Origin of the sequence: Amycolatopsis halotolerans (assembly GCF_042647905.1) — a bacterium.
Taxonomy (GTDB): domain Bacteria; phylum Actinomycetota; class Actinomycetes; order Mycobacteriales; family Pseudonocardiaceae; genus Amycolatopsis; species Amycolatopsis halotolerans.
Window position 1 is genome coordinate 140,409 of sequence record NZ_JBHRWI010000007.1, and the last position, 17,247, is coordinate 157,655.

Sequence of the window (17,247 nt, forward strand, 5' to 3'; positions counted from 1 at the left end):
TTTTCGGGGGTAGTGGGCCTGCTGACGTGCGGTGATAGTACCGCCGACACCGGCCAACGACGACCGTGGAGCACGCTGTGAGCCCTGAGCGGACCACCTTCGACCTGCTGCAGACCTACGCCGCGCCGGACGCGGACGCGACCCATTTGCTGTGCGGACGCCATCCTGCCGACGCCGTCGCGTTCACCCTCGTCGAGGCCGACCTCAGCAGCCGCGACCTCACGTACGGCCAGCTCGAGGCCGCCTCCGCCCGGTTCGCCGCCGCGCTGGCCGCGCACGGCGTGCGCCCCGGCGACCGGGTCGCGACGCTCATGGGCAAGTCGGCTGAATTGGTCACCGCGCTGCTCGCGATCTGGCGGCTCGGCGCGGTCCATGTGCCGTTGTTCACCGCGTTCGCACCGCCCGCGATCGCCCAGCGGATCGTCGGCAACGGAACCCGCGTGGTCGTCGTCGACGCTGGTCAGCGCGCCAAGCTCGACCCCGGCGAGGACCTGCCCGCCGACCCGTCGCGGATCATCGTCACGACCGGCGAAGCGTCCGGCGACGACCTGTCCTTCGAGGCGCTGCTGGACGAGCCGCACCCGCTGCCCGACCCGGTCGCGGTCGGCGGCGGCGGCACGCTGGTCGAGATCTTCACCTCCGGCACCACCGGCACCCCGAAGGCGGTGCCGGTACCGCTGCGCGGGCTCGCCGGGATCCACTCCTACCAGCAGTTCTGCCTCGACCAGACCGACGAGGACGTCTTCTGGAACGCCGCCGACCCGGGCTGGGCGTACGGGCTGTACTTCGCCTTGCTCGGCCCGCTCGCGACCGGACGGCGCAGCCTGCTGCTGCACGCCGGGTTCAGCCCCGAACTGACCTGGCAGGTGCTCGAACGCTTCGGCGTCACCAACTTCACCGCCGGTCCCACGGTGTACCGCGCGCTGCGCAGTTCGGGCCTGCCGGTGCCGGTCGGCCTGCGGCTGCGGCACTGCTCGTCGGCCGGGGAGCCGCTGACGCCGGACGTCGTGACCTGGGCCGAGGAGGTGCTCGGCTGCCCCGTGCGCGACCACTACGGCCAGACCGAAACCGGCATGGTCGTCGGCAACGCCTGGCATCCGGCCCTGCTCGCGCCGGTCAAAACCGGGTCGATGGGACGGCCGCTGCCGGGGTTCGCCGTCGAGGTCCTGAAGGCTGGCAGCGACGAGATCGCGGAGGTCGGCGAAACCGGTCGCGTCGCGATCGACGTGTCGGCCAGCCCGCTGATGCCGTTCTCCGGCTACCGCGACGCCCCCGAGCGGACCGCGGAACGCTTCAGCGCCGACGGCCGCTGGTACTACACCGGCGACATCGCAGCCCGCGACCGCGACGGCTACCTGACCTTCGGCTCGCGCGACGACGACGTGATCCTGATGGCGGGCTACCGGATCGGCCCGTTCGAGGTGGAAAGCGCACTGACGCAGCACGAGGCCGTCGCGGAAGCCGCGGTGATCGGCGCGCCGGACGAACTGCGCGGCGAGCTGGTGGTGGCTTACGTCGTGCTGAACCCCGGCGTCGACGGGTCGGCCGAGTTGGCGGATGAGCTGAAGCAGACGGTGAAAACCCGCCTGGCCGCGCACGTTTACCCGCGGCGGATCCACTTCGTGGCGGAACTGCCGAAGACCCCGAGCGGCAAGATCCAGCGTTTCGCGTTGCGGGGCCGGGAGCTGAGCACCGCTTCGAGCTGAGTTTTTGGTCCGCTGGTGCCACACTGGCCCGATGCCGCCAGATCTGCACGACCGGGTCGCCCTCGTCGCGGGGGCGACCCGCGGTGCGGGCCGGGGGATCGCCGCCGCGCTGGGCGAGGCCGGGGCGACGGTGATCTGTACTGGACGCAGCAGCTCGAGCGGAGTTCGACGTTCGGACTACGACCGGCCGGAAACTGTCGAGGAGACGGCTTCGCTGGTGTCCGAGCTGGGCGGTGTCGGCGTTCCGTTCGTTGCTGACCATTTGGACCACGACGACGTCCGTCGGTTAGCCTCGTTCGTCGCGTCTGAATACGGTCGGCTTCACTTGCTGGTCAACGACATTTGGGGCGCTGAGCGGCTCAAAGGCGGTCCGGCGGACTGGAATACTCCGGTGTGGGAGCACGATCTTGACGCGGGGTTGCGGATTCTTCGGCTGGGTGTCGAGACGCATCTGGTTACGTCGCATTTCCTGCTGCCGCTGGTGATTCGCGAGCCTGGCGGGTTGGTGGTCGAGGTTACCGATGGGACCTTGGCGCATAATGCTTCGCGCTATCGGATTTCGGTGTTTTACGACCTGGCCAAGGCTTCGGTGAACCGGCTGGCTTTTTCGCAGGGGCACGAGCTGGCGGGTTACGGCGCTACGGCTGTCGCGGTGACGCCGGGGTGGCTGCGGTCGGAGATGATGCTCGATGCTTACGGGGTCAGTGAGGGGAACTGGCGCTCGGCGTTGGAGGCTGGTGCTCCGCCGGGGTTCGCTGAGTCGGAATCGCCGCGGTATGTGGGCCGCGGGGTGGCCGCGATGGCGGCGGATCCGTTGCGGGAGCGGTGGAATCAGCGGTCGGTGAGTTCGGCGGAGCTGGCGAGGGAGTACGGGGTGACGGACTTGGACGGGCGGCAGCCGGACAGCTGGCGCTAGCGGTATTCCTTGTGGGGGATCCAACCGCGTCGCTCACCGGCGTAGATTGACGGGACCCGGAAGACCGGCTCTTCGTGATCGAGGTCGCGGCGGAGGAGATTGCCGCCGCCGGGGCGGGTGAGGACTTCCCAGATCATTTCGACGACCCCGCCGTCGTATTCGAACCATTCGCGGAGGTCCGCGCTGTAATAGGCGATCGGCCACTGGTTCGGGTCGGCGGGCTCGGTCAGCCAGCAGAAGATGCCGCCCTGAAGGTCCCCGCCCCAGGGGAGGAGTCCGGCGGGCTCGGGGAACGGTGCGTAGCCGGTGTCGCACAGGTATTCCAGACTTTCGTCGCTGAGTGTCGCGACGACCCTCCCTACGTGGTCGCGGGCGAACTCCTCCAGGTCGACGCGGGCGTCGATGGGGTTTTCGAAAGAGACGGCGTTGCGGAAGAAGCCTGAGGGGAAGCGGGAGAGCATCGCTTTGTAGTCGTCCGGCAGGGAGATGCCGAGTTTTCGTTCGACGTCAGCCCAGTCTCGGCCTTGGCGGATTCCTCCGGCCCAACCGGAAGCCTGGGCGAGTTCGTCGACCGAGTGCCTTCGCGAGAGCAGTTCCGTGTCGTCGTCCGGGGGCGGTTGGCTCACCTGCGCATCCTACCGAAACTCGATCACCGGCCGGATTGCGCTGAACGGAGCAATCAACCCTCAAGCTGAGGCAGACGACGCACCACAGCCGCGTATTCCTCCGTGATCCGTGCGACGATCTCCGCTGCCGGAAGAATCTCCGTGATCAGCCCAGCCGACTGACCGGCCTCCACCTTCCCGGTAGCTACATCACCATGCAGCGCGGCGTCCTTCAGCGAAGAATCCTGAAAAACCTTCCGCCGCAACGACTCCTCCGCGCCCGAAGCCTCCAGTTCCGCCATCCGAGCGGTGAATTCGTTCGACAGCGCACGAATCACGCCAAAGCCTCGACCAACCGTCCGAGTGTCGTCGACGCCAGCGGCCAGCACTGCCTCCTGGTAAGACCGGTGCACGGTCGCCTCGGCGCTCGCCAGGAATCGAGTCCCGAACTGGGCCGCCCCGGCACCCAGGGCCAGCATCGCGGCCAGCCCGGCGCCATCGGCAATCCCGCCGGAGGCGATCACCGGGATCGACGGCACCGCGGAGACCACTGCACGCACCAAAACCTGCGTGGTGACCATCCCGGGCGGCGGATGTCCGCCAGCCTCGGCGCCGACTACCACCAAACCGTCGACACCGGCGGCAGCGGCTTTCAAAGCATGCGAGACCCCGGCGACGACGTGCAGGCACCGGGTCCCGACGGCGTGGAACCGGTCCAGATATCGTCGCGGGCCGCCTTGGGAGGCGATCAGCACTGGAGGGCGGCGGGAGAGCAGGAGGTCGATGACCTCGTCGGCGCCGGCGCGGTAGAGCGGCAGGTTCACGGCCCACGGACGGTCGGTTCCGGCGGCCATTTCGTCCAGTACCCGTGTCAGGTCGGGCAGGCGCATCGGGCCCGCGGCGACGACGCCGAGGCCGCCGGAGTTGCTGACGGCCAACGGCAAAGCGGAGGACGACGAAGCCCACGACATTCCGGCTTGGATGATGGGCAGGTCAAGGCCCAGCAAATCGGTGACCGAGGTACGCAGCCGCGTCATGAGTTCTCCAGCAGGGCCCGGGCGTAGCGAGCCAGTTGGTTCTTCTGGACCTTGGCGCTGGCGGTCATGCCGATGGCCTCGAAACCGTCCACAATGCGCAGGTGTCGCGGGACCTTGAAACCGGCCAATCGTTCTTTCGCCCACAAAAGCAGGTCTTCTTCCGAAATGCCCGGCGCAGTCAGGACGACAAAGGCGAAGGGCACTTCGATCAAGCGCTCATCGGGGACTCCGACAACTGCGGCCTGGCGGACGGAGGGGTGGCGATGCAACACATCCTCGACATCCGCGGGCGCGACGTTTTCCCCGCCAACCCGGATGATTTCCTTGGTGCGGCCGGTGAAATGGAACCGGCCGGAATCGTCCAGCAGGCCGACGTCTCCGGTGGACAGCCAGCCCTCGGCGTCGATGGTTTCGGCGGTCCGAACGGGATCGTCCAGGTAGCCTTGCATGACGTTCCAACCCCGGACCAGCACCGGGCCGGGTTCGCCGGGAGCGCAGTCGCGGGTGTCGTCCAGGGACCGGATGCGGATTTCCACGCCTGGTTCGGGGGCCATGGCACCGGAGGCGCGGATCTCCTCCGGTTCCCACCAGGCGGATTGGGCGACGTTGGGGGAGGCTTCGGAAAGTCCATACCCGGCAACGCATTCGCGAGCGCCGAGTTCGTCGATGACCCGGCGCACGACGGTCGGCGATGCGGCGACCCACGCACCCCGCAAGGAGAGGCGGCGCTGCGGGCGGTCGGGGTGGTTGAGCAGGAGCAGGGCGATGGTGTCGTTGCCGGAGAAGTGCGTGCAGCGCTCAGCTTCCAAGAGCCGCAACGCTTCCGCTGGTTCGAACTTCGGCATCGTCACCAGGGTGGTGGCGTGCTGCAAGGACGACAACACAGACAGCGTGCTTCCGGCGACGTGGAAGAACGGGCGCGCCGAGTGGAATCGGTCGCCGGGGCGCAAACCCAGGCGGGCGCCGGAAAAGAAGGCGTCGGCGCACATGCTGCGGTGAGTCAGGAGGACACCCTTGGGACGCGACGTCGTGCCGGAGGTGTATTGCACGAGAAGAAGATCGTCCGGAGCGGCACTGGATTCGGCGGGAGAACCGGCGGCCAGGAAATCGTTCCAGCTGTCCTGGCCCAGGATGACGATCCGCTTCAAAGAAGGCAGAGTCGCGCAGCCGGGTTCAATACCGGCCTCGGAGAACAGCGCGGGGAAATCGACGTTCAAGACACGCTCGGCGGCGAACAGAGTGCTGACGCCGGCGTGGGCGAGCGTGTAGTGCACCTCGTCCGCGGTGAAGCGGGTGTTGACGGGGACAACCAGCGCGCCAAGAGAACCCAAAGCCAGGAACAGCGTGACCCACTCGGGAGTGTTGCCCAGGCAGAGCCCGACCCGGGAGCCTCGGCCGATTCCCGCAGCGGCCAAAGCGCCGCGCACCCGGGCAACCTCAAGAGCCAGTTCCCGGTAGGTGATCCGGGCGTCGGCGGTGACGACGGCTTCGACGTCAGGAGCCAGCAGGGCGGCCCGGGCGAGGGCGTCCTGGACGGTGAGCGGGCAGGCGGTGCGCAGGTCGGTCATCGGGTCTCTCCAGTGAACCGGGCGACGCCGTCGCGCCAGCTGCCGTCGGCGAGGTTCTGTTCGATGGCGGACATTTCGATCCGGATGCCGCGGTCGAGGTCGGTTTCCGAACCCAGGTCGACGGCCCGTTTGGTCAGGGCGATCGCGCCGGGCGGGGCGGCGGCGACGGCGGTGGCGACCTCGGTGCCGGCGGCGGCCAGGTCGGGAACGACGCGGTTGACCAGGCCGAGGGAGGCGGCTTCAGAAGCGGACAACGGCGTGTTGGTGAACAGCAGTTCCTTCGCCCGGCGTTTCCCGATGGCCCGCTGAAGCCGTTGAGTAGCGCCGACCGTGCCCCAATGTGGTTCAGGGAAACGGAAAACGGTGCCTGACGCGGCGAGAGCGAAGTCCGCGGCAAGGGCGATCTCCCCGCCGGAGCCGACGACGGTGCCGTGCACCAGCGCGACCACGGGACAGCGGCAGGCCTCGATCGCCGCGTAGGCCGCGAAGGAGGCGACTCGGCGGCGGCGGACCCAGGCGGCGTCCTTGCCGGTCCGTTCCTTCAAGTCCGCACCGGCGCAGAAGACCGGACCGGCGCCGCTGAGCAGCACAACCCGCGCCTCTGAGAGGTCAACGGCGTCGAAGGCTTCCTTCAAGGCGTGGCACATCGCGAGATCCACAGCGTTGCGCGCCGACGGACGGGCCAGTTCGACGCGGGCGATTCCGTCGGTGACGTCCAGCGTCACGCGTTCGTTCATCAGATCACTCCCGCAGCCCGCAGGCCCTCGATCTCGCTGTCCGACAGTCCCGCCAGGTCACGCAGCACGACGTCAGTGTCCGCGCCTAGCACCGGCGGCGTTCCCAGCGCAGGGCCGTCTTCGGCAGTCTCGCGCAACGGCGTGCGCAGCGCCGGGAACGAGCCTTCGACGGGATGCGTGAACTCGCCGACGACGCCCCGCGCGACGGCATGCGGATCGGCCAGCGCCTCCCGGACCGAACGCACGGCACCAGCGGGTACCTCCGCCGCCTGCAGTTCTTTGACCAGCTGGTCCCGGTCGTGCTGGGCGATCGCGCCGCGCAGGGCCTTCATGACGCGCGCGCGGTGTTCGACGCGGCCCGCGTTGTGCCGCAGCGAAGGGTCAGCGGCCAAAGCGGACAATCCGAGCACGGTGCACAGCGGCCGCCAGTGCTGGTCGCTGCCGCTGATGTGCAGCCATTCGCCGTCCCCGGCCTGGAACGCGGCCGACGGCACCCGCCCCGGATGTTCGGTCCCGGTGCGGACGGGGTCCTCGCCGAGCGCGAACAGCCGCGCGGCGTTCAGCGCGTGCAGGCTGAGCTGGACGTCCATCATCGCCACGTCGAGGTGTCGGCCGCGACCGTCCGCGGACCGTCCGGCGAGCCCGGTCAGCACCGCGATCACCACCCACAGCCCGGACGTCAGGTCCGCGACCGGCACCCCGGTTTTCGCGGGCGGACCAGCGGGGTCGCCGGTCATCGCCATCACGCCGGACAGCGCCTGGAACACCGTGTCGTAGCCCTTGCGGTGCGCGTCCGGCCCGGTCTGGCCGAAGCCAGTCGCGGACACCAGCACGAGGCCGGGGTTCTCCGCGGCCAGTTCCGCGTAGCCGAGGCCGAGCCGGTCGAGCGTGCCGGGCAGGAAGTTCTCCACGACGACGTCGGCCCGCGCGGCCAGTTTCCGGACGACGTCGCGGCCGCGCGGGTCCTTCAAGTCCACAGTGACCGATTGCTTGCCGCGGTTGAAGGCGAAGAAGTACGCGCTTTCGCCGTGCGGCAGCCGGGGTTCGAAGCCGCGGGTCTCGTCGCCGGAACCGGGGCGTTCGACCTTGATCACGGTCGCGCCGAGTTCGGCCAGGACCTGCGTGGCCAGCGGCGCGGCGAGGACCCGGGAAAGGTCCAGCACGGTGACCCCGGCGAGCGGCCCGGTCATGACCGGAACCCGCGCATCAGCGCGTTGACGTCCCGGCCCGCCCGCATCGCGGCGTCCGTCGGCAGGTCCGCGACGCGGTAGAAGAGGTCCTTGGCCGCGGCGAGCGCGCGGGGTTCGACCGAGGCCCAGCGCTGCGCGACGGCGAGCGCGGCGGGCACGATCTCGGAAGGTTCGACCACTCGGTTCACCAGCCCTTTTGCCAAGGCCTCCTCGGCGGTGAGCAGCCGACCGGTGCTGACCAGCTCGAATGCCAGCTTGCGGCCCAGATGCCGGACCAGCCCGGTCATCACCAGCGCGGGCACGATCGAATGCTTCAGCTCGGGATACCCGAACTTCAGATCCGACCCGGCGACCACCAGGTCCGCCCCGATCGCCAACCCGGCGCCGCCGCCGACAGCCGCCCCGCGCACCGCGCTGACCACCGGGACCGGCAGCTGCTGCATGCGCGTCTGCAGCCGGGCAGTGAGCGCAGCGCGTTCGAGAACGGCTTCCGGCTGATCCGGGGTGAGCGACGAGAACTCGTTCAAATCGGCACCGGCGCAAAAGCCGCGCCCAGCCCCAGTCAAAACGACCGCGCGGACGCTCGGGTCCCGTCCGGCTTCGTCCAATGCGGTATCGAGAGCGCGAGTGAGCGCGGTGTCGAGCGCGTTGAGTTTGTCCGGCCGGTTCAACGTAAGAACGCGGACGGCGTCGTGATTTTCGGTCAGCAGCACAGGTTTCTCCCCAAAGAAAAGTCAGGCGGACGCGAAGCCGGCGCGGGCGACCATGCTGTACAGCGGCCGGCCGAGCGCTTCCTCGCAGGCCGCGGACGCCGCGGCGAGCTGGTCGAGATCGAGGCCGGTGTCGACGCCCATCGCGGCGAACAGGCTGGCCAGGTCCTCGGTGCACACGTTGCCGGTGAGCCCGGCCCCGTAGCCGATCTTCGCCGGATGCCCGCCGACGCCGCCCATCGCGGAATCGAAATGCCGGCACCCGGCTTCCAACGCGGCGACGGCGTTCGCGATCCCGGTGCCGCGCGTGTTGTGCAGATGCGCGACCAGCGGCAGCTCCGGGTTTTCCCGCGACAGCCGGGTGTACAGCGCGCGCACCGAGCCCGGGGTCGCGACGCCGGTGGTGTCGCCGAGGGTCACCAGGCTCGCGCCGAGGTCGGCGAACCGGGCGACGTCCTCGGCCACCCGGCCCGGGTCGACCTTGCCCTCGAACGGGCAGCCGAACGCCACCGAGACCACTCCGACCAGGCGAAACCGCCCGTCGGCGAGCTTGACCATCTCGGTCACGCGCTCCCATTGCCCGGCGCGCGTGGTGCGCAGGTTCCGTTCGGTGTGCGCCTCCGTGGCCGACACCAGCAGGCTCAGTTCCTCGGCGCCGTGCCCGGCTTCGAGGTCGGCGAGCGCGCGTTCGACGGCGCGCGGGTTCGGGCAGGTCGCCTTGAACGCGACGCCGGGGTGCCGGTCGATCCCGGCGAGCACCTCGGAGGCGTCGGAGAAACCGGGAACCCGCGCGGGATGGCTGTAGCTGGTCGCCTCGATCCGGCGGAAACCGGTGCGCGCGAAGGAGTTCAGCAGCGCGATCTTCGTCGCGGTCGGCACGGGCTCCGGCTCGTGCTGCAGCCCGTCGCGGGCGAAGCACTCGCAGATCGTGACGGCGTCGGACATCCTGGGCCCACCTCCTCGTCGGTGGTTCCAGGAGTACGCGAGGGTGTTGATAAAGTCAACACTACTCGGCTGCCGGGTGAGCCCGCTCACTCTCCTCGACGGCCAGCGCGTGCTCCGCCAGTTTGTCGAGCGCGCGGTCCAGCACCCGGGCCTCCTCGCCGGTGAGGACGGCGAGGAAGTCCGCGTCGCGCTCGTTGGCGGCGGTGATCAGGCCGCGGTAGGTCCGGGTGCCCTCGGCGGTCAGCGCCAGCTGCGACGTGCGCCCGGACCCGGCCGTGCGGTTCACCAGCCCGCGATCGGTCAGCCGGCTGACCACGCGGCTCATCTGCGCTTTGTCGAGTCCGGCACGGCGCGCGAGCCGGTTGAGCGTGAGCGTCGGGTCGGCCGCGATGAGCGCGATCGCGCGCCATTCGCCGAGGCTCACGTCGAAGTCCCGCCGGTAGCGCGCCGCGGCGCTGCGCGACATCGCCGACGACGTGCGCGAGAGGCGGTAGGACAGCAGTCCGGAGATGGGGACCAGGTCGTGTCCGTCTGCGCGTTCGGCCATGGCCGGACATCGTAGCCGTTACCCGGTAGGTGTTGACAAACTCAACACTCGATGCGGAGACTGCCACTCGCCCGATCCGGACGAAGGAGTCTCAGCCGTGGCCGAACCATCCGCTGTCACCGGCGCTCCGGCAACCGCCGGCCTCGACCGCAAAGCGACCTATCGCACGATCGCCCGGCGCGTCATGCCGCTGCTGGTGCTGTGTTACGTCGTCAGCTACATCGACCGCACCAACATCGGGATCGCGCAGCAGGGCCTCAAACGGGACCTCGGCTTCGGCCCGGCGGTCTACGGGCTCGGCGTCACGCTGTTCTTCGTCGGCTTCATCCTCTTCGAAGTCCCGAGCAACGCGCTGCTCGCCCGCATCGGCGCGCGCAAGACGCTCGCGCGGATCATGGCCACCTGGGGCGTGATGACCGTGGTGACCCTGTTCGTGCACAACGAGATCATGTTCTACGCCGCGCGCTTCCTGCTCGGCGTCGCCGAAGCCGGGTTCTTCCCGGGCGCGCTGTACCTGTTGTCGCTGTGGTTCCCGTCGTCGCGGCGGACGCGGATGACGGCCGTGTTCTTCATCGGCATTCCGGTGTCGGGCGCGCTCGGCTCGGTGATGTCCGGCTGGATCATGCACTCGCTCGGCGGCGTCGGCGGGCTCGCGGACTGGCAGTGGCTGTTCCTGATCGAGGGGATCCCGCCGATCCTGCTGGCCGGGCTCGTGCTGCTCTTCGTCACCGACGGGCCGGAGCAGGCGAAGTGGCTCACCCCGGAACAGAAGGCGGCCGTGCGCGCCGACCTCGAAGCGGACCGGCGCGACAAAGGTCCGGCGACTGAGAAACACAGCGGCCTGCTGCTCGCCCTGCGCGACCCGAAGGTCTGGATTCTCGGGCTCTGCGCGTGCGGCGCGTACACGCTGGCGAACGCCGTCTCGTACTGGACGCCGCGGATCATCGCGAACGCGGGCGTCGGCAACGTCCTGAACCTCGGTTTCTTCTCGGCGATCCCGCCGCTGCTCGGCATCGTGGTGATGCTGCTGGTCGGCAGGCACTCCGACCGCACCCTGGAGCGGCGCTGGCACGCGGCGACGAGCTGGATCGTGGCGGCGTTCGCGATGCTGGCGATCTCGGTGTCCGGCGGCAACGTCGTGGTGGTCATCCTGCTGCTCGCGGTGATGGCGGCCGCGCACTACTCGGGACTGACGGTGTTCTATTCGATCCCGTCCATCTATCTGAATGACCGGGCGGCGGCCACCGGGATCGCGGTGGTGACGTCGATGGGTTCGTTCGCGGCCGCCGCTTCGCCGTCGCTGCTCGGGTTCATCGAATCCGCGACCGGGAGCCTGTCGCTGGGGCTGCAGATCAGCGCGGGCATCGTCCTGCTGGCCGTCGTGGTGCTGCTCGTCGGCGTCCGGCCGGGCGATCTTCGCGAACGGCGCCGCTGACCCTCCGGCCGCGGACACGGCAAGCCGCCTCCCCGCTCCCGCCGTCGGGCGTCCGGTGCCGGGTCCGCCGAACCAGGCGGCGCTGACCCTCCAAAGTGTGCCGTTTCGCACGCCGCGGCCCGTTTGACCTCGGCGGGCTGCCCGGGCGGTCCGCTTTCTCATCGCTCTCACAGGAACCCCGTAGTAGACCGGGTGCCGCCGGAGGGAGGGGCGGTGAGCGATGGAGCGCGCGAACGGGCACTGGGCCGAGCGGATCGGCGTGGTCGCACTCGTCGCCGTCCTGCTGGGCGGGGCCGTCTACGGGTGGGCCGAACTGCGCGCGCTGCTGTCCGGGGTCACCACGTCCACCGCGCTCGACGGGCAGGCCCGGCCGGGCGGGGACACGAACATCCTCGTCATGGGTCTCGATTCGCGGCTCGACGAGCGGGGCGAACCGCTGCCCGCCGAGCTGTACGAACAATTGCACGCGGGGGACCAGCGCGTCGGGGGCTACAACACCGACGTCCTGATGCTGCTGCACGTCCCGGCCGACGGCGGGCACCCGACGGTCATCTCGATCCCGCGCGACGACTACACCGACCTCTCCGGCTGCCCGGACGGGGTGTGCAAGGGCAAGATCAAGGAGGCTTACGGGTACGCGTTCGCCGCGGAGTCCCAACGTCTTGCCGCGCAAGGCGTCACCGAGAAGGCGGCTCGCGAACAGAGGTCCCGGGACGCCGGCCGCGCGGCAGAAGTCGCGACGGTGCGCCAGTTCCTCGGAGGGGTCGCGGTGGACCATTTCGTCGAAGTCACCCTTGTCGCGTTCTTCCAGCTCGCCCAGGTCGTGCAACCGATCACGGTGTGTTTGGCCGACAGCACGCGCGACAGCTATTCCGGAGCGGATTTCCCGGCCGGGCAGCAGCAGATTTCCGCTGCGCAGGCCCTCGCGTTCGTGCGGCAGGGCCACGACCCGCGGCACGAGTTCACCGACCTGGACCGGGAACGGCGGCAGCAAGCTTTTCTCGTTTCGCTGGCGCATCAGCTGAAAGAAGGCCGGGTGTTCGGCGACCCGGTGAAACTCGGCCGGCTGGTATCGGTCGCGAAACAGAACATCGCGATCGATTCCGGGCTCGACCTGAATGCGCTGGCCCGGCAGGCGGAAACATTCGCCGGCGGGGATCTGACACTCGCGTCGCTTCCGGTCGAAAGGTTCGAAAAAGACGCACGGGGCGAAGACGTCAACATTGTCGATCCGGTGAAAATCCGCGCCGCCGCGGCCCGGTTGCTCGGCCGGACGGTCCCGCCGCCGCCTGCCGCGACGGCCGGGCCCGCGGTGGACGTGGTGAACGCGAGCGGCCGTGAGGGCGCGGCCGCCCGGGTGCTCAAGACGCTCCCGTCGCGGGGATACCGCGCCGGGCGCACGTTCAGCGCGCGGCACACGCACCGCACCGTGGTCCGCTACGGGCGCGGGGATTCCGCGTCGGCGGCGAAACTCGTGGCCGCGCTCGGCGGCGGGTACGCCGTGGGCTACGACGGCGCGCTGGCCGCGGGGGAGCTGAAACTGGTGCTCGGCACCGATTTCCGGGAAAAGGCCGACCAGGTGGACCCGGTGCCGGTCTCCCCGGTTTCGCCCGCCGACGAATTGTCCGGAGGCGGGGTGCCGTGCGTGCGGTGAACGGGAGAAGCACAACGATCCTGTGAACCCGTTGAGAACGAATTCCGAAATTAACTCTCCCGAGTGACAGCGGCGGTGATGTGCCCGCTAATGTCCGGGATCGGGTGACGAGCCGCACGGCCGCGGCAGGGGGATTGCCCGAAATCCGATCTTGCTCCGATTTCAGTGCCGGATAACGGCGCTGCTGCTTCAACCCGGCCTCACGCCGCCCATTGTTGAGTGGCGACCGGCCGGTTTCGTGAGTCCTGTTCTTCTGGAAAGAGGTTTCCTGTGACGCTGGACGCGGATCGGGCGCGCACAGTCGCGCCCGAGAGGCTCGCCGAAGAGGCGACGGCGGTTTACCGGGCGGGTCCGACGCCCGCCGCGCGCACGCTGTACGACATTTTCGCCGAAACGGTGCGCCGGCACCCGGACGCGCTCGCGCTGGACGACGGCTCCACGCGGGCGACGTACCGCGATTTCGCCGCGCAGGTCGAAGAACTCGCCGGACGTCTGCGTACGGCTGGGGTCATGCCGGGGGACCGGGTCGGGATCCGGATGACTTCCGGCACGGCCGCGCTTTACCGCAGCGTTCTCGCCGTTCTCGCCACCGGTGCGGCCTACGTTCCGGTCGACGCCGACGATCCGGCCGACCGCGCCGGGACAGTGTGGACCGAAGCCCAGGTGAGCCTGGTCCTGAGCGACGCGGGATTGCCGCCCTCGCGCGGACCGCAGTGGCCGCGAGTCCGTCCGCAGCCGCAGGACGACGCCTGGATCATCTTCACCTCCGGCTCCACCGGCAAACCGAAGGGCGTCGCGGTCACGCATCGCGCGGCTGCGGCCTTTGTGGACGCTGAGGCCCGGTTGTTCTGCCAGGCACGGCCGCTCGGTCCGGGCGACCGCGTGCTGGCCGGGCTGAGTGTCGCGTTTGACGCGTCGTGCGAGGAAATGTGGCTGGCGTGGCGGCACGGCGCGTGCCTGGTCCCGGCCCCGCGCTCGCTCGTCCGCGCGGGAGCGGATCTCGGGCCGTGGCTGGTCGAGCGCGGCGTGACGGTCGTGTCGACGGTGCCGACGCTCGCCGCACTGTGGCCAGTGGACACGCTGGCCGGCGTCCGGCTGCTCATCCTCGGCGGCGAAGCGTGCCCGCCGGAGGTGGTGACGCGCTTCGACGACGGCACCCGGGAGATCTGGAACACATACGGCCCAACGGAAACCACGGTCGTCGCGTGTGCACAGCGGTTGCGCGCGGGCGAACCGGTGCGGATCGGGCTGCCGCTCGACGGCTGGGAACTCGCGGTCGTCGACCCGGAGGACCCGGCGGGCATCCCGGTGCCGTGGGGCCGCAGCGGCGAGCTGGTGATCGGCGGCGTCGGCCTGGCCCGGTACCTCGACGCGGCGAAGGACGCGCAGAAGTTCGTGCCGCTCCCGGGCCTTGGCTGGAGCCGGGCATACCGCAGCGGTGACCTGGTGCGCGCGGTGCCGGAGGGCTTGGAGTTCGTCGGCCGCGCGGACGGCCAGGTCAAGATCGGCGGACGGCGCGTCGAACTGGGCGAGATCGACGCCGCGCTGCGTGCGCTGCCGGGTGTCGCCGCAGCGGCGACGGTGGTGCGGCGCACGGACAGCGGCGCGCAGGTGCTGGTCGGCTACGTGGTGCCGGAGGGCGAGAGCCTCGATCGCACCGCCGCGCGCAGTCTTCTGCGGGACCGGCTCCCGGCGGCTTTGGTGCCACGGCTGGCCTTGGTGCCGGATCTGCCAGTGCGAGCGTCGGGCAAGCTTGACCGCGACGCGCTGCCGTGGCCGCTGGAGGAACCGACCGCCGCGCCCGTCGTGCCGTCCGATCCGAAGCTGGCGTGGCTGTTGCAGGTGTGGAGCGAACACCTAGGGACCACGGCCGGGCCGGACGACGACTTCTTCGACCTCGGCGGATCCAGCGTGACCGCCGCGCGGCTCGTTTCCGTGCTGCGCGAACGGTATCCGACGGCGGCAGTGTCCGATGTGTACTCCTGCCCGACGCCGCGCGAGTTGTACGAACGTCTCGCCGGGGAGCCGGTCGAAACTGTCGAGGTGGAAGAGCCGCAGGTTCCCGCGGTTCGGGGCAGCGGCTGGTGGCAGGCCGGGGTGCAGCTGGTTTTGCTGGCCCTGTCCGGAATGCGCTGGCTGCTGTCGGTTTCGTTGCTCGGCTCGCTGGTCGCTCTGGTGCTGCCGTTGCAGTGGCTGCCGCGGATGTCGTGGTGGGTCCTCATCCCGGCGTGGCTGGTGCTGCTGAGCCCGCCGGGACGGATGCTGCTCGCCGCGGGCGGGGTGCGGATGCTGCGCGGAAAGCTCGCGCCAGGGGAGTACCGGCGCGGCGGAATCGTCCACATGCGACTGTGGACCGCCGAACGGTTCGCTGCCGTGGCCGGTCCGCCGGGAGTTGCCGGAACGCCGCTTGCCGCGCCTTACGCCCGGTTGCTCGGCAACCGCGTCGGCCGGGGCGTCGATCTGCACTCTCCGCCGCCGGTGGGCGGCCTCGCGGACTTCGGCGACGGATGCGCGATCGAGCCCGAGGCGGACCTGGCCGGGTGGTGGCTGGACGGTTCGGTGCTGCGGATCGGCCGCGTCCGGGTCGGTGCCGGCGCCCGGGTCGGCGGCCGCAGCACGCTGCTGCCGGGTACGGACCTCGGCGCCGGATCGGTGCTGCTGCCGGGCTCGACGCTCGACACCCGCGTGCCGGACGGCGCGGTCTGGGGCGGTTCCCCGGCCGGACCGTCGGGCGAACGTCCGCCGCGGCCGACCGCGGCGGCACCGCGGGCGAAGCGGTACTCGCTGGCGTTCGCCCTGGGCGGCACGCTGCGGTCGCTGTTCCTGTTCGTCACCGCGATCCCGCTGATCGCGGTCGCGCTGCTGCTGGTCCCGGCGGCGGACGACCCGCGCACCGCCGCGCTGGCGATCCTGCCGTGGACGCCGCTGCTCGTGTTCGCCGGAATCGTCTTGTACGCCTTGACGATCGTCCTGCTGGTGCGGCTGGCCGGCCTGGCCGTGCGGCCGGGAACCTATCCGGTGCTGAGCCGCGCGGGCTGGGCAGCCTGGTTCGTGCACGAACTGCTGGAAATCGCCCGGCGGCAGCTCTTCCCGCTCTACGCCGCGCTGGCGACCCCGGTCTGGATGCGGCTGCTGGGCGCGCGGATCGGCCGCGGCGTGGAACTGTCCACTGTGCTCAGTCTGCCGTCGCTGCTTCGGGTGCGGGACGGCGCTTTCCTCGCCGACGACGTCCTCGCCGCACCGTACGAACTCGACCGCGGCTGGGTCCGGCTGGGCGTTTCCGAGGTCGGGGAGCGCGCGTTCGTCGGCAACTCCGCCGTCGTCGGCCCGGACCGGACGCTCGGCTCGGGCTCGCTGGTCGGCGTCCTGTCCGACACCCCGGCGGACGTCCCCGACGGCACGTCCTGGCTCGGCCGCCCCGCGTTGGAGCTGCGGCGGACCGCGGACGCGGTCGACCCCGCCCGCACCTTCGCGCCGCCGCGCCGGTTGAAGCTGGCCCGCGCGCTGGTCGAGTCCTGCCGGATCGCGCCGCTGCTCATCGCGGGCATCCTCGGACTCGCCGTGTCCACGGTGCTGGCCGGGGTGGACATCGCGGACGGCTTCTGGATCGCCGCCGCCATCGCGCCCGCCGTGTTCGTCGCGGCCGGTCTCTTCGCCGCGCTGCTGACGACGCTGATGAAATGGACGCTGGTCGGCCGATTCCGCCCGGGACGGCATCCGTTGTGGAGCGCGTTCGTGTGGCGGAACGAGCTGTACGACACGTTCGTCGAGACGCTCGCGGTGCCGTGGTTCGCCGGTTCGTTCCTCGGCACGCCGGTGCTGAACTGGTGGCTGCGGACCCTCGGCGCCCGCATCGGCCGTGGCGTCTGGTGCGAGAGCTACTGGCTGCCGGAAACGGACCTCATCCACCTCGGCGACGGTGCCGTGGTGAACCGCGGCTGCGTGCTGCAGACGCACCTGTTCCACGACCGGGTCATGCGCCTGGACCCGGTCCGCCTCGGCCCTGGCGCGACGCTGGGCCCGCGCGCGTTCCAGCTGCCGGGCAGCGGAGTTTCCGACGGCGCGACGGTCGGTTCGGGTTCGCTGGTGATGGCGGGGGAGACCGTTCCGCCGCGCACGCGGTGGCGCGGCACGCCGGTCCGTCCCTGGCGGTGAAGCCCCGGTGGGCGGTTCCGCTGACCGGAGCCGCCCACTATC

General features: G+C 70.3%; 13 protein-coding genes. 5 read left to right on the forward strand and 8 right to left on the reverse strand.

Going from position 1 to position 17,247, the window contains the following annotated elements; translation table 11 throughout:
• Positions 1-77: 77 nt before the first annotated feature.
• Positions 78-1,706: an AMP-binding protein gene (locus ACFORO_RS07010; RefSeq protein ID WP_377870528.1), complete on the forward strand. Its 1,629-nt coding sequence runs from the start codon at positions 78-80 to the stop codon at positions 1,704-1,706.
• Between the two features lie 31 nt (positions 1,707-1,737).
• On the forward strand, positions 1,738-2,622 hold the full coding sequence (locus ACFORO_RS07015; RefSeq protein ID WP_377870529.1) for an SDR family oxidoreductase: 885 nt from the start codon (positions 1,738-1,740) through the stop codon (positions 2,620-2,622).
• On the opposite strand, the gene ACFORO_RS07020 is transcribed toward ACFORO_RS07015, so the two are convergent.
• The 8 genes from ACFORO_RS07020 to ACFORO_RS07055 all read right to left on the reverse strand — a co-directional run bounded on the left by ACFORO_RS07020 (position 2,619) and on the right by ACFORO_RS07055 (position 9,961).
• Positions 2,619-3,248, reverse strand: a complete 630-nt coding sequence (locus tag ACFORO_RS07020) for an SMI1/KNR4 family protein (RefSeq protein ID WP_377870530.1) — start codon at positions 3,246-3,248, stop codon at positions 2,619-2,621. The genes ACFORO_RS07015 and ACFORO_RS07020 overlap by 4 nt on opposite strands.
• Positions 3,249-3,301: 53 nt before the next feature.
• Entirely contained in the window at positions 3,302-4,264 is a 963-nt protein-coding gene (locus ACFORO_RS07025; RefSeq protein ID WP_377870531.1) for an NAD(P)H-dependent flavin oxidoreductase, read from the reverse strand.
• Positions 4,261-5,832, reverse strand: a complete 1,572-nt coding sequence (locus tag ACFORO_RS07030; RefSeq protein ID WP_377870532.1) for an AMP-binding protein — start codon at positions 5,830-5,832, stop codon at positions 4,261-4,263. The genes ACFORO_RS07025 and ACFORO_RS07030 overlap by 4 nt, the downstream gene beginning before the upstream one ends.
• Complete coding sequence (locus ACFORO_RS07035; RefSeq protein WP_354743264.1) at positions 5,829-6,569, reverse strand: enoyl-CoA hydratase/isomerase family protein; 741 nt, start codon at positions 6,567-6,569, stop codon at positions 5,829-5,831. Before ACFORO_RS07035 ends, ACFORO_RS07030 begins: the two co-directional genes overlap by 4 nt.
• Complete coding sequence (locus ACFORO_RS07040; protein ID WP_377870533.1) at positions 6,569-7,759, reverse strand: CaiB/BaiF CoA transferase family protein; 1,191 nt, start codon at positions 7,757-7,759, stop codon at positions 6,569-6,571. The genes ACFORO_RS07035 and ACFORO_RS07040 overlap by 1 nt, the downstream gene beginning before the upstream one ends.
• Complete coding sequence (locus tag ACFORO_RS07045; protein WP_377870534.1) at positions 7,756-8,472, reverse strand: enoyl-CoA hydratase/isomerase family protein; 717 nt, start codon at positions 8,470-8,472, stop codon at positions 7,756-7,758. Before ACFORO_RS07045 ends, ACFORO_RS07040 begins: the two co-directional genes overlap by 4 nt.
• Before the next feature lie 21 nt (positions 8,473-8,493).
• Complete coding sequence (locus tag ACFORO_RS07050) at positions 8,494-9,414, reverse strand: hydroxymethylglutaryl-CoA lyase (RefSeq protein WP_377870535.1); 921 nt, start codon at positions 9,412-9,414, stop codon at positions 8,494-8,496.
• Between the two features lie 61 nt (positions 9,415-9,475).
• A complete protein-coding gene (locus ACFORO_RS07055) occupies positions 9,476-9,961 on the reverse strand; it encodes a MarR family winged helix-turn-helix transcriptional regulator (protein WP_377870536.1) in 486 nt (161 codons plus the stop codon).
• Positions 9,962-10,058: 97 nt separating this feature from the next.
• Here ACFORO_RS07055 and ACFORO_RS07060 point away from each other — a divergent pair, with 97 nt between their 5' ends.
• The 3 genes from ACFORO_RS07060 to ACFORO_RS07070 all read left to right on the forward strand — a co-directional run bounded on the left by ACFORO_RS07060 (position 10,059) and on the right by ACFORO_RS07070 (position 17,205).
• The gene (locus tag ACFORO_RS07060) at positions 10,059-11,396 is read left to right on the forward strand and encodes an MFS transporter (protein WP_377870537.1); all 1,338 of its coding nucleotides are present in this window, start codon (positions 10,059-10,061) and stop codon (positions 11,394-11,396) included.
• A gap of 220 nt (positions 11,397-11,616) precedes the next feature.
• Positions 11,617-13,050: an LCP family protein gene (locus ACFORO_RS07065; protein WP_377870538.1), complete on the forward strand. Its 1,434-nt coding sequence runs from the start codon at positions 11,617-11,619 to the stop codon at positions 13,048-13,050.
• A gap of 270 nt (positions 13,051-13,320) precedes the next feature.
• On the forward strand, positions 13,321-17,205 hold the full coding sequence (locus ACFORO_RS07070) for a Pls/PosA family non-ribosomal peptide synthetase (RefSeq protein WP_377870539.1): 3,885 nt from the start codon (positions 13,321-13,323) through the stop codon (positions 17,203-17,205).
• Positions 17,206-17,247 lie beyond the last annotated feature (42 nt).